Genomic DNA, 17368 nt, shown 5'->3' with positions numbered 1-17368 from the left:
GGCAAGCGCTTCTCAATCAGAGGGTGCGCCAAGGAGTTCCCCTGCGTTTGAATCCCCTTCTCAAATACCCGATAACTGATAGACTATATTGTAAGAGGTATCTGAAGTGTCATACTTAAGTAATATCAGCAGATAGTCTTTGCATTATTAACGCGTTTTAACGTGGATAAAACATGAAAACTACTTCAGATTTAATTCCAGAATTTGAAAAACTATTCAGACAAAAATTGCAACTAAATAATTGTAAGCTGAGAAAGAAAAGACAAGAGAATAATTATGAAATTGTTACTCCAGCTAAAGATATTTTCTTGATGTACTGGTCTGAATTCCCAGAAGTTAACTTAATATATCAGGCTGTAGGGGTACGCACTCAGCAGACTGGAGTTTATGAGCGAGCTATCCGCTCCCATATTAGTTCTAGTCTAAGTAGTATTCAGGAGAATCCTAGCTCTGAATCACCATTAGATATCTCCATAAATTAGGGATCAGACCAAGCTGCACAAGGGTTGTAGATTCATTTTTGGAGATGTCTATATATTGGTGAAATAACTAATACTTAGATAAAACAGAAAATATTTACTATAGCGGTTCTCGGTCTAGTGAAGTACAATTTCATTGCCTCTCTCCTTTTAGGAGAGAGGCAATGAAATTGTTCCTTCTTACCGCTTCGGGAAGGGGTTAGGGTGTTAGGTCTATTTGCATACCTGTGCCTCACCAGATTGAAAATGGCTAATACGCTCTTGCCAGTATTACAATCTAACTGACGAGAGTTGACCACCGAAAATCTGTTGATCAAGAGATAAAAATGCAATCAGAAAAAAATCAAGATCAAGATCAGCCAGATTATAAAACCTTGCTAGCCAATGCCAAGCAAGCCTTAAAAATTGAATACCAGAAATCAGCCGCTTTAGCATCCCAACTGCAAAGCATAAAAACTCAGTTAGAGCAAGTTCAGGCTGAAAACAAAACTCTGAGGGAGAGTGCTTATGAAGATGTAATTAAGCACTTTGAGGCGCGGACTCAAGCAGCAGAAGCACTAGCACTAAAAACAGAAGTACGCCAAAGATTCCTTGAAGCTAATGGTTGCAAAGACGATGAGAGCTTTGAGACTCTATGGGATAGCATTAAAAATAAGATTCAGATCCAAGACGGTGAAGTGAGAATTGTTGCTCAAAATGGCACTCCCAAATTCACCTTAACGGGTAGCATGATGACTTTGAGGGATTTTATTCAATCCCTCAAACAAGACCCAATCTCTGGAAAGTTTTTCTTCAATCAATAGACATCTGGTAGAAATTAATTATGCGTTGCCTGAAACCCTTGTAGAGACGTAGCACTGCTACGTCAAAACAATTCATTTTCACTCCTATGTCTAATAAATCCCTTAACCTGGCGGGGCTGCTTCTTCAAAGGGGCGGATAATCGCCGGGGCTGGTGTCACTTCTGGTTTAAAAATTCCCTCCAATGCTTGTTCTAAGGTTTGTGCCATGACAATCCGGTTTTCGTAAGCTACTACTACCTGCACCAAAGTTGGCAAACTATTTTGTGTGGCTTCTAAATAGATTGGCTCGACATACAGCAGCGATTGCTCAATGGGAATTACCAATAGATTGCCTTGAATGGCTCTTGAACCCTGGCGATTCCATAGGGAAATTTGTTGAGAAATTACTGGATCTTGGTTAATCCGCGCCTCTATTTGCTCTGTGCCGTAGACCAGTCTTTCTTTGGGAAAAGTATATAATAATAACTTACCGTAGTTGTCACCATCCGATCGCGCCGCTAACCAAGCGATTAAATTACTCCGTTGTCTGGGAGTGTAGGGTAAAAGCAGGATAAATTCTTCTCTAGGAGGGGCTGCGCCAACAAAAGGTACAGTGGGTAGACTAGTAATTAAATAATACGGCTCTACCGGACGGGTTTCACTGCCATAGATTTCGTTAGGAATCTGCCACTGGTCTTCCCGGTTATAAAATACCTGGGGATCGGTCATGTGGTAGGTCATCAACCGCTCAGATTGAATTTTGAAGAAGTCTACCGGATACCGGATATGACTGCGGAGATTCAGTGGCATAGCACTGAGCGGTTTAAAGGTGTTGGGAAATATCTTTGACCAAGTGGCAATGATCGGATCGCTCTGATCGGCAATATAAAAATTAACGCTGCCATTGTAGGCATCAATCACTACCTTGATCGAGTTGCGAATGTAGTTGATACCATCACTACCAGTGTCTGAGTAAGGATAGCGATCGCTCGTTGTGTAGGCATCAACAATCCAGTAAAGATAGCTAGGATTACTTGGATAATCTTGATTAGCGGTAGCAGCAACTAAATAGGGGTCGCTGTCAAACTTGAGGAAAGGTGCGATCGCTCGAATTCTTTGCTTGACATTTCGCCGGAATAGCACCTTTGTCTCTGGCAAAAAGTCCCGCGTCAGCACCATCTGCCAATCTTTCAAGTACATGGCAAATAACCACCGTCGCCATACTGAACCGATTTGAACGCCACCCAGACCATTGTAAGAGTTGTAAATATTATCACTACCACTGGAGTAGTCTAGCTCTCTAACTCTTGTGCCAGTCATTACGTAAGTATTAGCTATTTCACCGTAATAAATCCGGGGTTGTCCAATGGGAATACTTTCACGAATGGCTTCACTGGAGGTTGTCAGAGCGCTACTATCACCGCTAATATCTTTAACAAAATATTCTGGTAGCCCACCTGGCCCAACTGTATTAACTGGGCTAACAGTAAACCCGAAACCGTGAGTATAAATTAAATGGCGGTTAACCCATGTTTGAGCTTCCTGTGGTACGCCAGTGTAGTCTAATTCTCGTGCTGCAATCAGTACCTGCCGCCGTTCTGTAGATTCAACTAGTTCCTGCTTAAATTCTGGTGGCTTTTGAGGGGCAGATGGTCGGCGTGAAGTTACATCTTTTTTCAAAGTATATCGATCAATATCGGCATCGGGGAACCGATAATAGGGCCGAATTTGTTGCAGCTGACGGTTAGTTTCTAACAGTGGTCGCTGATCCCAAAGGCGAATATTGCGAATTGTCAAGTCATTCTTTTGAATGTCAGCTTCAGTCAGCCCTCCTTGAGGGTTGAAGCCTCTAGCATCGATCGCCTCTAAATCGAATGCTTGGCGAGTTAAGGCAATAGTACGCTGAATGTAGGGTTGCTCTCGTTGCAACTCATTGGGTTGGACAATTAAATATTGCACCACAGTCGGCACAACAACGTCAGCAGCTGCAACCATTACCAGATAAACCCCTAACCCGTAAAACACCAATGGGCGATACGGAGATTTGGGTTTCCAGAAAAACCTTCGGCAAAGTAGGTAAAAGGCGATCGCTACTGCCAGGAAGCACAAGAGTGTGTAAACTGGCAACTGCGTTGTCACATCGGTATAGCTGGCACCATAACTTACTCCACGGGTAGAATACACGAGTTCATAGCGACTCAGCCAATAACTCAGAGCCACTACCAGCATTAATAAGCCACCCATACCGGATAAATGACGCTGCTGCTGGGGCGAAAAACCAGGGAAAATTCCCTGACTTAAACTGTCTCCTGACAGAAGATAAGTGAGAGTAACGGCGACGAAGCCATACAAACACAATCCCATCAGCCAGAGTTCTAGCAGTTGCCAAAAGGGTAAGGAAAATACGTAAAAGCTGATATCTCGACCAAATAAAGGCTCAGTGCTGTTGAAAAGGGTGGGGTGCAAATATTGCAGCATCTTTGGCCAGTGTCGGAATAGAATGAACCCAAAAATGGGACTGAAGAAAAGTGCGATCGCAGTTAATAAAAATTGCGGATAGATTAAAATTGCGATCGCCACTCCCCCAATTAAGCCCAGATCCCAGACTTGAGAGACAATCTGCCTTAAGAGTTGCCAGATTGTCTCTGGTCGAAATAGGGCGGGAATAGGTAGAATACCCTGATTAACTGGAGTATTCCAGTATAAAAGAGCAATCTTACCATAGTGAGCCAGCATCAACCCAACTAACAAGCTCAGTACCAGAGTTAGGGGTAATAACCAGCGCAATTTTAATGGTTGAAACCGTTGCGGCGGAATTATCCGGGTTTCGTTAGGTCTTCGATAATCAGGACTAAGAAAATTTGTTAATTCACGGCTTTGTTCTGCTTCCTCAATCTTCAAAGACTGGGGATATTTTAGCCGTTGTGCTAGAGCCAGGTTTAGCAGTAAATATGTAGCAGTTATCCCAGCCACAACTACCCACAAAAGACCACGAGTGACCACCCTCAACAGAAATGCTTGGAGGTAGCCGACTTCCCGAAACCAAAAAATCTCTGCCCCGAGGCGGGAACCCAGATCCAACAGTAGCCACAGTCCCAAGAATACAATTAATAGTCTAAAGCCCCATTTCCAATACATTCGGTAGCAGCCAAACTCTCTGCAAAGTTAAGTAGAGCGACGCAAATAAAGCTAACTGGCTAAGGCTGTCATTTGTCATTTGTCATTTGTCATTTGTCCTTCGTCATTTATAAGGGTTTAAGGTGTATTTACGTTTCGTAATATAGTTTGGTTTATTCTTGCCGACTTACTTAACCTTACCTCACGTCTTGCACCAAGAAAAGTTGATGTAATTTTATTACTCAGTAAAAAAGCATAACTCTTGATTTAGCGATAAAAACCCATAAAAATGAGGTAGCTTTATCGCATATCTTTTTACTTTACCTGGGGTTGTACGTAGAGGTGCAAGATATGAGTTACTGCATTAAGGAAAGTATTTGATGCTTTACCAAAAATTATTACCACTACAATAGACATCTGGTAGAAATTAAATATGCTTTACCCATAACCCTTGTAGAGACGTAGCACTGCTACGTCTCTACACTCTTTTTCACTCCTATGACTAATATCTAAGTTAGTATCGCTCTACCAATTGCGCCACCCGCCTTTGGGTGCAACATCATCATTAATAATAGACTTAAGTCCATGAGCTTGCAACAGAGTTTGATATTCTGTGGTGCTTGCCCACCGGTCAATTTCTCGCGCCCTTAGCACTGGTACTGGATGGGTTAATTGGGCTGTGCGGGCAGCTTTGACCATTTCGCCTAATTCTGTCTTGCTAATATCATCGTAAGCGCGGGCTTGGGCAATAAAGGCATCAAGATTCAGTTGTGGCGCTAAGGTGGGGGAACCACCTGCCAACTTCATCAACACTGACATGACAACTTTCGGGTCTTGGGTTGCTAGTAATGCGGCGCGATCGCAGGTAAACTCAGCACATCGTACCCATTCTAAAAGTTGTGCCTGTATGGCTTGGGCAACGAAAGTGCCGACATTGGGCACAATCGCCGCAGCTAATATGAGTAAATTTACAGGAGTCAAGTAAACACTATGATCACACTTGAGATGCCCCAACTCATGAGCAATTACTGCCTGTATTTCTTCTGGTGTGAGCATATCAATCAGGGAAGTGTGTAGCACAACAAAGGGCTGCTTACCCCGCACAGCAAAAGTATAGGCGTTGGGAGCCGGGTGTTGCCGAACGTACAACTGGGGAGGATCTATATCCAGAACATTACAAGCGTCTAACAACAGCTTGTGCAAATCGGGAAGTTGCTTTTCACCCACCAGAACGCTGGAGGCAATATTTTCCACATAGAAAACCTGCTCTGCCATTGGCCCAAGCCAATTTCGCACCAACATATCTATGCCCGGTATCTGCTTGAGCGCTCTGGTAGCTTCCAGGTCTAATGGATGACGAAATGAGTCAGCTTTTAAACCAATCAGAGGGGTTTTGAAGAAGGACATAGTGCAGCAAGCTATAAAAAAACACAACTATGGAATCTGGCTGCATAGATAAACAGCCTCCCACAGTTAGTATAACGATGTGAACCACTCCGCCGTAAGACGGACGGAGCTTCCCAATTCATCGGGAATAGCTTCCAGAACTCCATAGCTCCAGTTAGTCTGACATTCCCTCCAAGGGCAGGAGTCCTGGTTCCCAAGACCCAAATCTTTCTCTTGCAACATATACCTCTTAGCTTGGTTTTCGCTTATGGCATTGATGGTCAAGACCAAATAATCTTATCAGAAAATTCTGGGGATTCGTCATACATCTGATATTTGTTTTTGCTCTTGCAAAAAATCTTTCCTCAGATGCAATCCTTATCCCCCGCTTCCTATCCCCACCTTATGAGTACATTGGTTGAGAAAACTAAGTATGAGGCTAGACTTAGTGACATGATCAAAGGTAATCATGTTTTTATCTTGTCATATGAAGATATTGGTGCTGAATGCCGGATCGAGCAGCCAAAAGAGTTGTCTGTATGAAATTGTAGATGAAGCTCTACCCAGCCAAGCACCCGAACCCCTTTGGGAAGGGAAAATCAACTGGATTCAAGATCGGGGTGTGGCAGAAATTGAGGTGAAAACTGCTACGGGTGCAACGCTGCAAGAATCAATCTCTGGTGATTCCCCACAGGCACACCTCAACTATATACTCCATAAACTTAGTGATGGTGCTACCAAGGTAATTGATCAGTTGTCAGAAATTGATGTGGTGGGGCATCGAATAGTACATGGTGGACAGTATTATCGCGATAGTGTGCTAATTACGGAGGAAGTCAAAAAGGCGATCGCTAGTCTGTCTAAGCTTGCTCCAGCACATAATCCAGCCGCCTTGTCAGGTATAGAAGCAATCGAAAAAATCTTAGGAGATGTCACCCAAATAGCAGTATTTGATACCGCATTTCATGCCACTTTACCCGATGCCGCAGCAATCTATCCCGGCCCCTATGAGTGGGTAGAGCAAGGCATCCGTCGCTACGGCTTTCATGGTATCAGCCACCAATACTGTTCTCAACGTGCTGCCCAAATTCTCGGTCGAGATGTTGCTTGTGAGCGGTTAATTACTTGCCATCTGGGCAATGGCTGCTCTTTAGCGGCGATTAAAAATGGTCACAGTGTTGATACCACTATGGGATTCACGCCTGTAGAAGGGTTGATGATGGGTAGTCGTTCTGGTTCAGTTGATCCGGGGATTTTGATTTACCTGTTGCAGTACTGCAATTACTCAGTCGAAAGGTTGGATTATGTATTAAATAAAGCTTCTGGCTTAGAGGGAATTTCGGGTATATCTAGCGATTTGCGTGAGGTGAGAGAAGCAATGTCTACGACGGGCTACGCCTACGCTCAAGGCAATTCCCGCGCTCAACTGGCGTGGGATATCTACGTACATCGCTTGCGTTCTGGTATCGGCGCAATGCTTACTAGTTTGGGGGGATTAGATGCTTTAGTGTTCACAGCAGGTGTGGGTGAACACTCTTGGCAAATTCGCCAAGGCGCCTGTGAAGCCTTTGGTTTTTTGGGACTGAAACTTGACCTTGAGAAAAATCAGCAGCAGCCTGTGGATGAGGATATTGCTACACCCGATTCAGCAGTGCGGGTATTAGTTATTTATACTCAAGAAAATTGGGCGATCGCTCAACAATGTTGGGAGTTAAGTAGAGCGACGCAAATAAAGCTAACTAGCTAAGGCTGTCATTTGTCATTTGTCCTTCGTCATTTATAAGGGTTTAAGGTGTATTTACGTTTCGTAATATAGTTTGGTTTATTTTTGCCGACTTACTTAGTGAACTAATTCCTAAATTCCCGCACCATCAAGAAAATCTTCAATCATACCATCAGAATTTTTACTTTTAGGTTTGTTCGTTAGTTCGTCGCCAACCTCAATTGTGGACAAACTTGATTTATCTGACAACTGCTCTAACTGTTTCTCTAGAGCCTTGACACGTTCAAATAAAGCACGGATTACCTCAGCTTCTACGTCGCGTAGTTGATCATGATCCAAAACATTGGTAGTTAAGTTGTTCTGACGAGTCACACGCCCTGGAATCCCAACTACAGTAGTGTTACTGGGCACATCTCGTAGCACCACAGAACCGGCTCCAATCCGGACGCGATCGCCAATTTGAATATTTCCCAATACCTTTGCACCTGCTCCTACAACTACATGAGAGCCTAAAGTTGGATGGCGTTTGCCGCTTTCTTTGCCAGTCCCGCCAAGGGTGACACCTTGATAAATTAGGGCATAGTCACCCACGATCGCAGTCTCGCCAATCACTACTCCCATTCCGTGGTCTATAAACACTCCCTGGCCAATTAATGCCCCAGGATGAATTTCAATCCCGGTTAAAAACCTACTAAGATGAGAGATAAATCGAGGTACAAAGGGAATTCCAATTTTATACAGCCAGTGCGCCAATCGATGAAACACTAGAGCTTGGAGTCCAGGGTAACAGAACAATACTTCTAGCCAGTTACGGGCTGCTGGGTCACGCTCAAAAATGGTTTGCCAATCAGTTAGTAGCATAATCTGTTGAAATTTTCGTTGGTAAGTGAGGCTCTGAAAACAGAAACTCAGGATCATTTCCACTAAAAGATCAAGTTTAGGACTTACGCAACTGGCATATTATTTGGAGTTTGTAGTCAGGACTTTACCCGGATTTCATCAGGGCTGTTCGCGGAGCGTTCCCGTAGGGTAGCCCTGACTACAAACTAAAAGCTTTTATTTTTTGTGACACTTGCGTAAGTCCTAAAGTTCTTGATGAGAATTATCTCAGAAGATAAACTACGGTAAGCCGATAGAGTATAATTTTTTGTTGGTAGTAAGTGGGATGCGATCACATTCCACACTTTGAGAAAAATTAATTTCGCATAAACTGCGATAAGTCCCTCAATTCACCGTAGTATATTGAGTATAGTCTTGAATAGCCAAAACTACGCTCTCTTGGATCTGTCTTCCAAAGTGGAATACGCGCTGCTGGCACTCTTAGAACTAGCAAGCCACCACAGGAAAAAACTTCCTCTAACCATGAGCGAGATCAGTGCCAAGCAACCCATACCTGAACGTTATCTGGAACAAATTTTGACCAACCTCCGGCGTGTTGGTGTGGTGCAGAGTCTACGCGGCTCTAAAGGAGGTTTCGTTTTAGTTCGTGAACCTTGGCAGATTACAATACTTGAAATTGTCACTTTGGTCGAAGGCGAGCGCAAAGAGAAACATACCTCTGACTCTCCGACTCTGGAAAAGACTCTGGTTTATGAAATTTGGGAGCAAGCTAACGCTGCCTCAATTGAAGTTTTGGGTCGTTATACACTCCAAGACTTGTGCCAGGAAAGAGAAACTCGCGCACAGCAAAGCCCGATGTATTATATTTAGACACGACGGAGTACTCATATGCGGATAGCGAAAAATATCACAGAGTTAATCGGACGAACTCCTTTAGTTCAATTAAACAAGATTCCCCAAGGTTCAGGAGCGGTTGCTCAGATTGTGGTGAAGCTAGAAAGCATGAACCCAGCATCTTCTGTGAAAGACAGGATTGGTGCGAGCATGGTGGAAGCGGCAGAGGAAGCAGGCTTAATTCACCCTGGAAAAACCGTTTTAGTAGAACCAACTTCTGGAAATACAGGCATTGCGCTGGCGATGGTAGCAGCCGCCAAGGGTTACCATCTTATTCTAACAATGCCTGACACAATGAGCCACGAAAGACGATCCATGCTCAAAGCTTACGGCGCTCAACTAGAATTAACGCCAGGGATGGAAGGGATGCGAGGAGCGATCGCTCATGCAGAGGAGATTGTAGCGAAAACGCCCAATGCTTATATGTTGCAGCAGTTTTGCAACCCTGCTAACCCAAAAGTTCACGCCGAAACCACAGCCGAAGAAATTTGGGATGATACCGATGGAGAGGTGGATATTCTCGTGGCGGGAGTCGGTACTGGTGGAACAATTACCGGAGTTTCAGAAGTTATTAAAGGACGGAAGCCGAGTTTTCAGGCGATCGCAGTTGAACCAAGCAAGAGTCCGGTATTAACAGGTGGTAAATCAGGCCCTCACAAAATCCAGGGTATTGGCGCAGGTTTTGTCCCAGCAATTTACCGGAAAGAACTGGTAGATGAAGTGATTCAGGTAGCCGATGAGCAAGCGATCGCTTATAGTCGTCGCCTAGCAAAAGAAGAAGGATTGCTATCGGGAATTTCTACTGGCGCTGCTTTATACGCGGCTATTCAAGTGGCACAACGGCCAGAAAATGCCGGTCGCCTAATTGTCATGATCCAGCCTAGCTTTGGCGAACGATACCTCAGTACCTCACTGTTCAAAGACCCAGAGGAAAATGAGTGGTTGAGTAGAGTTTGATTTTGCATACCAAATCGCACCCTTGCCTTGAGAGCAGATGTTGTTTCTCTGAATCCACGAAAGTTTATCAGACAATAGGGTTCACAAAAGGGCTGAAACTCTTTTTTTACGTAAGTAGAGCGACGCAAATAAAGCTAACTGGCTAAGGCTGTCATTTGTCACTTGTCCTTCGTCATTTATAAGGGTTTCAGGTGTATTTACGTTTCGTAATATAGTTTGATTTATTCTTGCCGACTTACTTAAGTGAGGTGAAATATTGTGGCAACCATTAAATGTAGAAATATCACTTTTAATAATATCCAGGCAATTTTATTTGACAAAAACGGTACTCTAGAGGATTCAGAAACGTATTTGCGATCGCTTGCACAAAAGGCAGCAAGATTAATAGATGCTCAAATCCCTGGAACAGGGGAACCTTTATTAATGGCATTTGGCATCAATGGCAATCTTCTAGATCCCGCAGGTTTAATATCAGTAGCAAGCCGCCATGAAACAGAAGTTGCGGCTGCGGCATATATTGCTGAAACTGGAAAAGGATGGTTTGAGTGCTTAAAAATAGCCCGTCAAGCTTTGGATGAAGCTGAGAAATACATTGGACAAACTCCTTCACCATTGTTTGTAGGTAGCCTAGAAATTTTGAAATACCTGCAAAAAGGTGGACTAAAACTTGGCATTCTCTCAGCTGCGACAACTGAAGAAGTACGTAATTTTGTCGCTAATCACCAATTAAGTGATTATATTCAGCTAAAAATGGGAGTGGATGAGGGCCTGAGTAAACCAGATCCAGTGCTATTTTTGCAAGCTTGCCAAGCCTTGGGAGTTGAACCAGGCGCTACATTGATGGTGGGTGATTCAGTTGGTGATATGCAGATGGCGCGTAATGCTAAAGCCGCAGGTTGTATTGGTATCACTTGGGTAGGTAAGTCAGATAATGTTCGAGGTGCGGATGTAGTGATTAATCAACTTGATGAAATCCAGATTTTAGAAGAGTGAATGATTGAATTTTAGCTATAAGTTCCTGCTCTTTGAGTTGTTACCGCAATAGGTTCTGACTCAATATCATCTATCTTATTAAACTCTCCAGCCCGCCAACTATCTGTTATATCCTTGATAAAACTGGCTATAGGGATCGCAATTAACAAACCCAGCACTCCTCCTAACTTTGCCCCTAGTAGCAAAGAAATTACCACCCACACAGGATTTAGTCCAGTCAAATTACCAAGAATTCGAGGTGCAACAAAATTAGAATTAACTTGGTCGATAGCAACAGCTACACCTAAGACTTCCACTCCTAACCAAAAATTTTGCAGTGCTACCAACAAACTTACTATGGCGATGCCGACTCCCGTACCAAAGGGGAAGAGTGAAAACAAGCCAATACCAATACCAAAAAGTAGAGCTAAGGGAACTTGCAGCGCCAAAAATGCCAGTGTAATTGTCACCCCTAACACAGCTCCCAATGTTGCTTGACCGATGAAGTAATTGTGGAAATCTTCTCGTAGCAATTCCCGCATTCTTGAACCAATGTTAGGGGGAAACCACTGAAAAATTCCGTCCCAAAGACGTTCGCCGTTCAATATTAGGTAGATAGTCAGCACTACCGCCAGCAGCACGTTGAGGACAATACCAATGGTATCAACAGCAAAACCAAGAATTCTACCAGTGAAGGACTGAAGTTGGTTAGATAATCGTTCCAGAATTTGGGTAAACAAACCACTTAAATTAATGGGAAGTTGTTGTTGACTTAATGCCCAATCTTGGAAAGCTTGCAGCTGCTGAGTACCAGAATCAATCCAACTGGGCAAAATATTAGCTAGCTCGTTGAGCTGTTGGAGAATTAAGGGAACCAAGGTGATGCCTAAAGCTACTAAAACGACTACAGTCAAAAGCAGCACTCCCCCGATCGCCAAGTTCGGTTTTACCCCTTGTTCCTGAAGAAACTGGATTGGATAGTTCAAGACAAAAGCCAGTAGGATGGCGGCGGCAATAATGCTAACCAAGGGTTGAAAATACTGTACAACCTGGAGCAATAGCCAGCCGTTGAGAATGGCAATGGGAAATGCCAATCCGATAGTTAACCATCGCGGCAATTTGTTTGCTGATTGCATTAGTGATTACCCCATAAGAGTTATAACTTTATTTTGGCTTTTAGGAAGTCGGGAGTGGGGGAGATGGGGGAGATGGGGGAGATGGGGGAGATGGGGGAGATGAGGGAGATGGGGGAGATGAGGATGATAACCCAATACAGTTCAGTTAAGCATTTCTTTCTTCTCTTTGCGTCCAACTCTTACGAGACGCACTCGCGTTGGTGTCCTTCTCCCTTGGCGCTAGCCTCTCCCTTTGGGAGAAGGGGAGACGCACTCGCGTTTGCGGTAGCCTGCGGCAAGCCGTTCGCGTAGCGTCTCGTAGAGAAGCGTCTACGTAAAAAAAATTGACTTTGGCAAAGAGTTTTAGCCTTAACCCAAGCGTATTGGATGATAACCAATGCCCAATGCTCAGTGCCCAATGTTCAATGGCCCAAATTATGTTGAATTTTTCTCAATAAAATCCAACATAATTTTCTGATGCATTGCCCCCAAAGGTCGGACTTCACCTGCGTTTTGTGAATAACAGTTACCTTGGTGAATATCTTCTGGTGCTAATAGCCCCATATCCCAGCCCTCATTCAGAACCAGTTGATTTAATTCCACCAAGAGTGGTGCATGAAAGACATGACGGACAACTCTTTCGTCACGATAACAGCCAAATTCAATAAAGGGTGGTAAGTCATAGCCGATTTCTTCTAAAATTTCTCGCTTGAGAGCGACATCCGGCGTTTCACCTGGTTCGATGTGACCGCCAAATAGTGCCCAGTAACCAGGGTAGAGAATACCAGGGATGTTGTCGCGCAGCTGCATGAGAAACTTGTTTTTTTGGTAGAGAATTGCGATCGCTATATGCACCTGTTGATTGTTCATATATTCATTTTTAATTGCTGATTACTCTTCTTCTAAATAAACTTCCCCTAATTCTTTGCCAGCTAAGGGAATACTTCGGTAGCGAACTTTACCCTTAATCACCACTTGTGAATCCTGACCTAGATTCTTTTGATTGGTAACAACCCAAATTTTGCCAGTTGAGTCATTAATTTGATAAGCCCATTGTTTCATCAGGGGAGCTTGCTTTTCTACCTGACCTTGGATGTAAACTATTGCCTGATTGTCTTGTTTTAGTTTAATTTCTCCAATTGGAGTGACATTTGTGCCAAATTTTAAGCCAGCCCTACTCAAGCTAGGCGATGTCAAGTTACCACAACTACAAAGTCCCGCTACCAGGAAAAAAGTCAACCCCAGGCGGTAAGGAATAATACTATGCCTGTATAAATACAAAAGGGATAAATTTCTTGTTTGTTGCATGAAAGCCACCAATTTATTTATTTATTTTAGGTATTGGGCATTCATTGGGTATTGGGTATCCCTTCTGGTGCGATCGCACTCGCGTTCCCTCAGGGCAAGTGGTCATTGGGCATTGGTTATCCTCCTCACTCCCTCATCTCCCTCATCTCCCTCATCCCCCTCATCCCCCTCATCTCCCTCATCCCCCTCATCCCCCTCATCCCCCTCATCCCCCTAATTCTTTATTCTTCAGATGATGGCTTGATCTGAGAAAATAAAAACTATGGATTTACTGCGAGAGAAACGCTACGACATCAAACAGCAACACAATAATAGTCGAAAGTCAAGAATAAAGAATAAATATTTTCACTTTGAACTTTCGACCAAAGACGAATATAGCTGGAAATTTTCATGGAAACAAAAACTGCCAAACTCCTCGATGGTAAAGCAATAGCAGCAAAAATTCAGCAAGAACTTTCTGTTGCCATTACACAATTAGAACCAAAAATTGGTCGCCCCCCTGGTTTAGCTGTGTTGATGGTTGGTGATAACCCAGCGTCAGCCGCTTATGTACGTAATAAAGAAAAAGCTTGCGCTCAAGTTGGTATCGCCTCTTTTGGTAAGCATTTTGCCGCCCAAACTACCCTTGAGGAGTTAGAAGAGGTAATTGCTGCACTTAACCACGATGAAAGAGTGGATGGCATTCTTGTGCAATTGCCCCTACCTCACCACTTGGATGCTGTGACTCTGCTACATCAAATTGATCCCGATAAAGATGCTGATGGACTGCATCCAGTAAATTTGGGGCGACTAGTACGGGGAGAAAAGGGTTTACGCAGCTGCACTCCAGCTGGTGTGATGCGGCTTTTACAAGAATATGATATCCACTTGCAGGGAAAACAGGCAGTAGTAGTGGGACGCAGTATTTTGGTGGGTAAACCGATGGCGTTGATGTTATTAGAAGCTGATGCCACAGTCACGATCGCTCACTCGCGATCGCATGACCTCAAAACCATCACCCAAAATGCCGATATTCTAATTGCAGCAGTAGGTCGTCCCGGACTGATTACTGCTGATATGGTGAAACCGGGCGCTGTTGTGGTAGATGTGGGGATGAACCGCGTCACCGATGCCAGTGGCAACAGTCGCTTAATTGGCGATGTCCACTTGAAATCAACTGCTGCTGTAGCAGGATTTATCACCCCCGTTCCTGGCGGTGTCGGCCCGATGACTGTCGCCATATTGTTGCAAAATACATTTGCCAGCTATTCCAGGGCGTTAAAACAGTGAAGAGTGAGGAGTGATGAGTTAAAAGTTAAGAATTATTATTTCTAAGTAGAGCGACGCAAATAAAGCTAACTGGCTAAAGCTGTCATTTGTCATTTGTCCTTCGTCATTTATAAGGGTTTGAGGTGTATTTACGTTTCGTAATATAGCTTGATTTATTCTTGCCGACTTACTTAACTCCTAACTCCCAACTCCTAACTCCTAACTCCTAACTCCTAACTCCTAACTCCTAACTCCTAATTCCTAACTCTTCATTTTTTCAGCCCCACAGCACCTTAAAATTGTGACGTATAAGACAAAAATCCCAAAGTGTCAGGAATTGAAGAATGGTAGCAACTGATAACGTTCAAAAGACACCACCAGAGCAAGCTACGTTTAACTTAGCAGCCTATCTGAAAGAGCGACAAAAGCTTTGTGATACTGCTTTAGATCAGGCTATCCCCATCATTTATCCAGAAAAGATTTATGAGGCGATGCGCTACTCGTTATTAGCTGGAGGCAAGCGTGTACGTCCCATTCTTTGCCTTGCTACCTGTGAAATGATGGGTGGAACTATCGAAATGGCCATGCCAACCGCTTGTGCTGTGGAGATGATCCACACAATGTCGTTGATTCATGACGACCTGCCAGCGATGGATAATGACGATTACCGTCGTGGGAAGCTGACGAATCATAAAGTCTATGGCGAAGATGTGGCAATTTTGGCCGGGGATGGCTTGTTGGCTCTAGCTTTTGAGTTTGTTGCCATTAAAACCCCCCAAAGCGTTAACAGAGAGCTAGTTTTGCAGGTAATTGCCCGTCTTGGCAAGGCGCTGGGGGCAGCTGGTTTGGTCGGCGGTCAAGTTGTCGATTTAGAGTCGGAAGGTAAATCCGATATTTCCCTAGAAACCCTAAATTTTATTCATAAACACAAAACAGCCGCCCTTTTGGAAGCTTGCGTAGTTTGTGGCGGGATCATAACTGGGGCATCACCTGAAGATGTGCAGCGACTGACCCGTTATGCTCAAAATATTGGGCTAGCATTCCAAATCATCGATGATATTCTGGATATCACTTCTACCCAAGAGCAATTAGGTAAAACTGCTGGTAAAGACCAAAAAGCGAAGAAAGTGACCTATCCTAGCCTTTGGGGACTTGAGGAATCGCGCTCAAAAGCTCAAGAGCTAGTTAAAGCAGCTTGTGTGGAATTAGAACCATTTGGAGACAAAGCCAAGCAACTCCAAGCGATCGCTCATTTTATTACCAGCCGCAAGAATTAGTTACGCTTGGGGAATTCGTAATACCTCGACTCCCTTAAGAGCGGGATGCTACGCGAACGACTGCGCTACTTCATCTGCGCGCTTGGTGAGTTTACGGTGAGCATCTCGACTCCGCTCGTTGGCGTAGCCTAAGAAGAGATGGAACCGCAGTCGAACTGCGTAGTCGAAGGGCAGTACAAGTCGGCACAAGGAAAGTAATGACGCTCTCTACGAGACGCTAAAAGCGTAGCTTGCTTAAGAGGAGGGGTACGCGGACTCCCTTTGCGTGACGCTAACGTAATTCCTATACCGCAAGCGTTTGATTGATTTGGAATGGGTGGTTTATTGACGCTATGCTGTACTACACCGCCTAGCAGAATTCAAAATTCAAAAAGCTTACTTGATAAGCTTTTGGGCGATTTTGAATAATTGGTCTGTTTCCGTGGTGATGTAGTAGGTTAATTTGGGATTTTGGGTTGAATCTAAATGTTTCCTCAACCAACAACTGCTGCTAATATTTACTAACCTAACCAAAATACCATGCAGGACATAGGCAACATTTTAGACAACCGGGTGCTGCTGGTTGCTCTGGTAGCTTGTTTAATTGCTCAAGCATTAAAGCTCGTAGTCGAGCTCGTTAAAAATCGTAAACTGAATGTGCGTGTTTTGGTGACAACCGGAGGTATGCCCAGTGCCCATTCGGCTCTGGTTACGGCTCTAGCCGCTGGTGTAGGGCAAACACTGGGTTGGGCATCTCCTGATTTTGCCGTTGCGATCGTTTTTGCCATCATCGTCATGTATGATGCAGCCGGAGTTCGCCAAGCGGCTGGTAAACAAGCTCGTATTCTCAATCAAATGATTGATGAATTATTTCATGAAAAACCAGACTTTAGCCAAGACCGTCTGAAAGAATTACTCGGACATACACCAGTTCAGGTAATCGCTGGATCGGCTTTGGGTATAACCATCTATTGGTTAGCTAGGTCTGCTTATTAGTCAATAGTCTACAGCCCACAGTTTATTAACTAACGCTCTTTTATTACTCTCGTCAGACTAAATTTGAAACCCTATTTTGGCGTTAGTCCGCGCAGGCGGACGAGAATTTGTGTAGCCGCGATTTCTAATGCCTTGGATTATTCTCTCTCCAGAGTCATAGAACCCACCTTCCGCACCCTGGGGTGTCACATAGTGTAATTACTAAGTTTTTGTGATTGTTGTAGTTGCAGATTATGCTCGTGCATCTTCATATTTAAGTTATTTTACTGGTTTTATGTATATTCAGTAGCTTTGT

At 44.0% G+C, this 17368-nt stretch carries 16 protein-coding genes; 10 read left to right on the top strand and 6 right to left on the bottom strand.

From position 1 onward, the window contains the following. The first annotated feature begins 173 nt into the window (after positions 1 to 173). Together LC605_RS06175 and LC605_RS06170 are read left to right on the top strand one after the other, a co-directional pair. Positions 174 to 482, top strand: a complete 309-nt coding sequence (locus LC605_RS06175; RefSeq protein WP_229546684.1) for a hypothetical protein — start codon at positions 174 to 176, stop codon at positions 480 to 482. 323 nt (positions 483 to 805) lie between these two features. Next, the gene (locus LC605_RS06170) at positions 806 to 1282 is read left to right on the top strand and encodes a hypothetical protein (protein ID WP_229546683.1); all 477 of its coding nucleotides are present in this window, start codon (positions 806 to 808) and stop codon (positions 1280 to 1282) included. Between the two features lie 102 nt (positions 1283 to 1384). On the opposite strand, the gene LC605_RS06165 is transcribed toward LC605_RS06170, so the two are convergent. Next, positions 1385 to 4399: a UPF0182 family protein gene (locus LC605_RS06165; RefSeq protein WP_229546682.1), complete on the bottom strand. Its 3015-nt coding sequence runs from the start codon at positions 4397 to 4399 to the stop codon at positions 1385 to 1387. Positions 4400 to 4903: 504 nt separating this feature from the next. After that, positions 4904 to 5785, bottom strand: a complete 882-nt coding sequence (locus LC605_RS06160; protein WP_229546681.1) for a M48 family metallopeptidase — start codon at positions 5783 to 5785, stop codon at positions 4904 to 4906. A 466-nt stretch (positions 5786 to 6251) separates the two neighbouring features. Between LC605_RS06160 and LC605_RS06155 the strand changes: the two genes are divergently transcribed. Beyond that, on the top strand, positions 6252 to 7511 hold the full coding sequence (locus LC605_RS06155) for an acetate kinase (protein WP_229546716.1): 1260 nt from the start codon (positions 6252 to 6254) through the stop codon (positions 7509 to 7511). 108 nt (positions 7512 to 7619) lie between these two features. Here LC605_RS06155 and cysE read toward each other — a convergent pair whose 3' ends face one another. After that, a complete protein-coding gene (gene cysE, locus LC605_RS06150; protein WP_229546680.1) occupies positions 7620 to 8348 on the bottom strand; it encodes a serine O-acetyltransferase in 729 nt (242 codons plus the stop codon). A 366-nt stretch (positions 8349 to 8714) separates the two neighbouring features. Between cysE and LC605_RS06145 the strand changes: the two genes are divergently transcribed. The 3 genes from LC605_RS06145 to LC605_RS06135 all read left to right on the top strand — a co-directional run bounded on the left by LC605_RS06145 (position 8715) and on the right by LC605_RS06135 (position 11171). Next, positions 8715 to 9197, top strand: coding sequence for an Rrf2 family transcriptional regulator (locus LC605_RS06145; protein ID WP_229546715.1), 483 nt, complete (start codon positions 8715 to 8717; stop codon positions 9195 to 9197). A gap of 18 nt (positions 9198 to 9215) precedes the next feature. Then, positions 9216 to 10178, top strand: coding sequence for a cysteine synthase A (cysK, locus tag LC605_RS06140; protein ID WP_229546679.1), 963 nt, complete (start codon positions 9216 to 9218; stop codon positions 10176 to 10178). 258 nt (positions 10179 to 10436) lie between these two features. After that, positions 10437 to 11171: an HAD family hydrolase gene (locus LC605_RS06135; protein WP_229546678.1), complete on the top strand. Its 735-nt coding sequence runs from the start codon at positions 10437 to 10439 to the stop codon at positions 11169 to 11171. 11 nt (positions 11172 to 11182) lie between these two features. Here LC605_RS06135 and LC605_RS06130 read toward each other — a convergent pair whose 3' ends face one another. The 3 genes from LC605_RS06130 to LC605_RS06120 form a co-directional block, all read right to left on the bottom strand. Further along, positions 11183 to 12286, bottom strand: a complete 1104-nt coding sequence (locus LC605_RS06130) for an AI-2E family transporter (RefSeq protein ID WP_229546677.1) — start codon at positions 12284 to 12286, stop codon at positions 11183 to 11185. Positions 12287 to 12700: 414 nt separating this feature from the next. Next, positions 12701 to 13135 carry an NUDIX hydrolase gene (locus LC605_RS06125; protein WP_229546676.1) on the bottom strand — a complete coding sequence of 145 codons (435 nt, stop codon included), beginning with the start codon at positions 13133 to 13135 and terminating at the stop codon, positions 12701 to 12703. A gap of 21 nt (positions 13136 to 13156) precedes the next feature. After that, on the bottom strand, positions 13157 to 13573 hold the full coding sequence (locus LC605_RS06120) for a hypothetical protein (RefSeq protein WP_229546675.1): 417 nt from the start codon (positions 13571 to 13573) through the stop codon (positions 13157 to 13159). On the opposite strand from LC605_RS06120, the gene LC605_RS06115 reads away from it, so the two are divergent. The 4 genes from LC605_RS06115 to LC605_RS06100 all read left to right on the top strand — a co-directional run bounded on the left by LC605_RS06115 (position 13572) and on the right by LC605_RS06100 (position 17073). Then, complete coding sequence (locus tag LC605_RS06115; RefSeq protein WP_229546674.1) at positions 13572 to 13790, top strand: hypothetical protein; 219 nt, start codon at positions 13572 to 13574, stop codon at positions 13788 to 13790. The two genes, LC605_RS06120 and LC605_RS06115, sit on opposite strands and share 2 nt — an antisense overlap. Before the next feature lie 173 nt (positions 13791 to 13963). Then, a complete protein-coding gene (gene folD / locus LC605_RS06110) occupies positions 13964 to 14842 on the top strand; it encodes a bifunctional methylenetetrahydrofolate dehydrogenase/methenyltetrahydrofolate cyclohydrolase FolD (RefSeq protein ID WP_229546673.1) in 879 nt (292 codons plus the stop codon). Between the two features lie 323 nt (positions 14843 to 15165). Then, on the top strand, positions 15166 to 16098 hold the full coding sequence (crtE, locus tag LC605_RS06105; RefSeq protein WP_229546672.1) for a geranylgeranyl diphosphate synthase CrtE: 933 nt from the start codon (positions 15166 to 15168) through the stop codon (positions 16096 to 16098). A 519-nt stretch (positions 16099 to 16617) separates the two neighbouring features. Then, positions 16618 to 17073 (top strand): divergent PAP2 family protein, encoded by a 456-nt coding sequence (locus LC605_RS06100; RefSeq protein WP_229546671.1) that lies wholly within the window; start codon positions 16618 to 16620, stop codon positions 17071 to 17073. Positions 17074 to 17368 lie beyond the last annotated feature (295 nt).

It is taken from the genome of Nostoc sp. CHAB 5836 (assembly GCF_020829445.1).
Taxonomy (GTDB): Bacteria; Cyanobacteriota; Cyanobacteriia; order Cyanobacteriales; family Nostocaceae; genus Nostoc.
The sequence above is the reverse complement of the archived record's forward strand: the minus strand, read 5'-3'. Positions and strand labels throughout refer to the sequence as shown.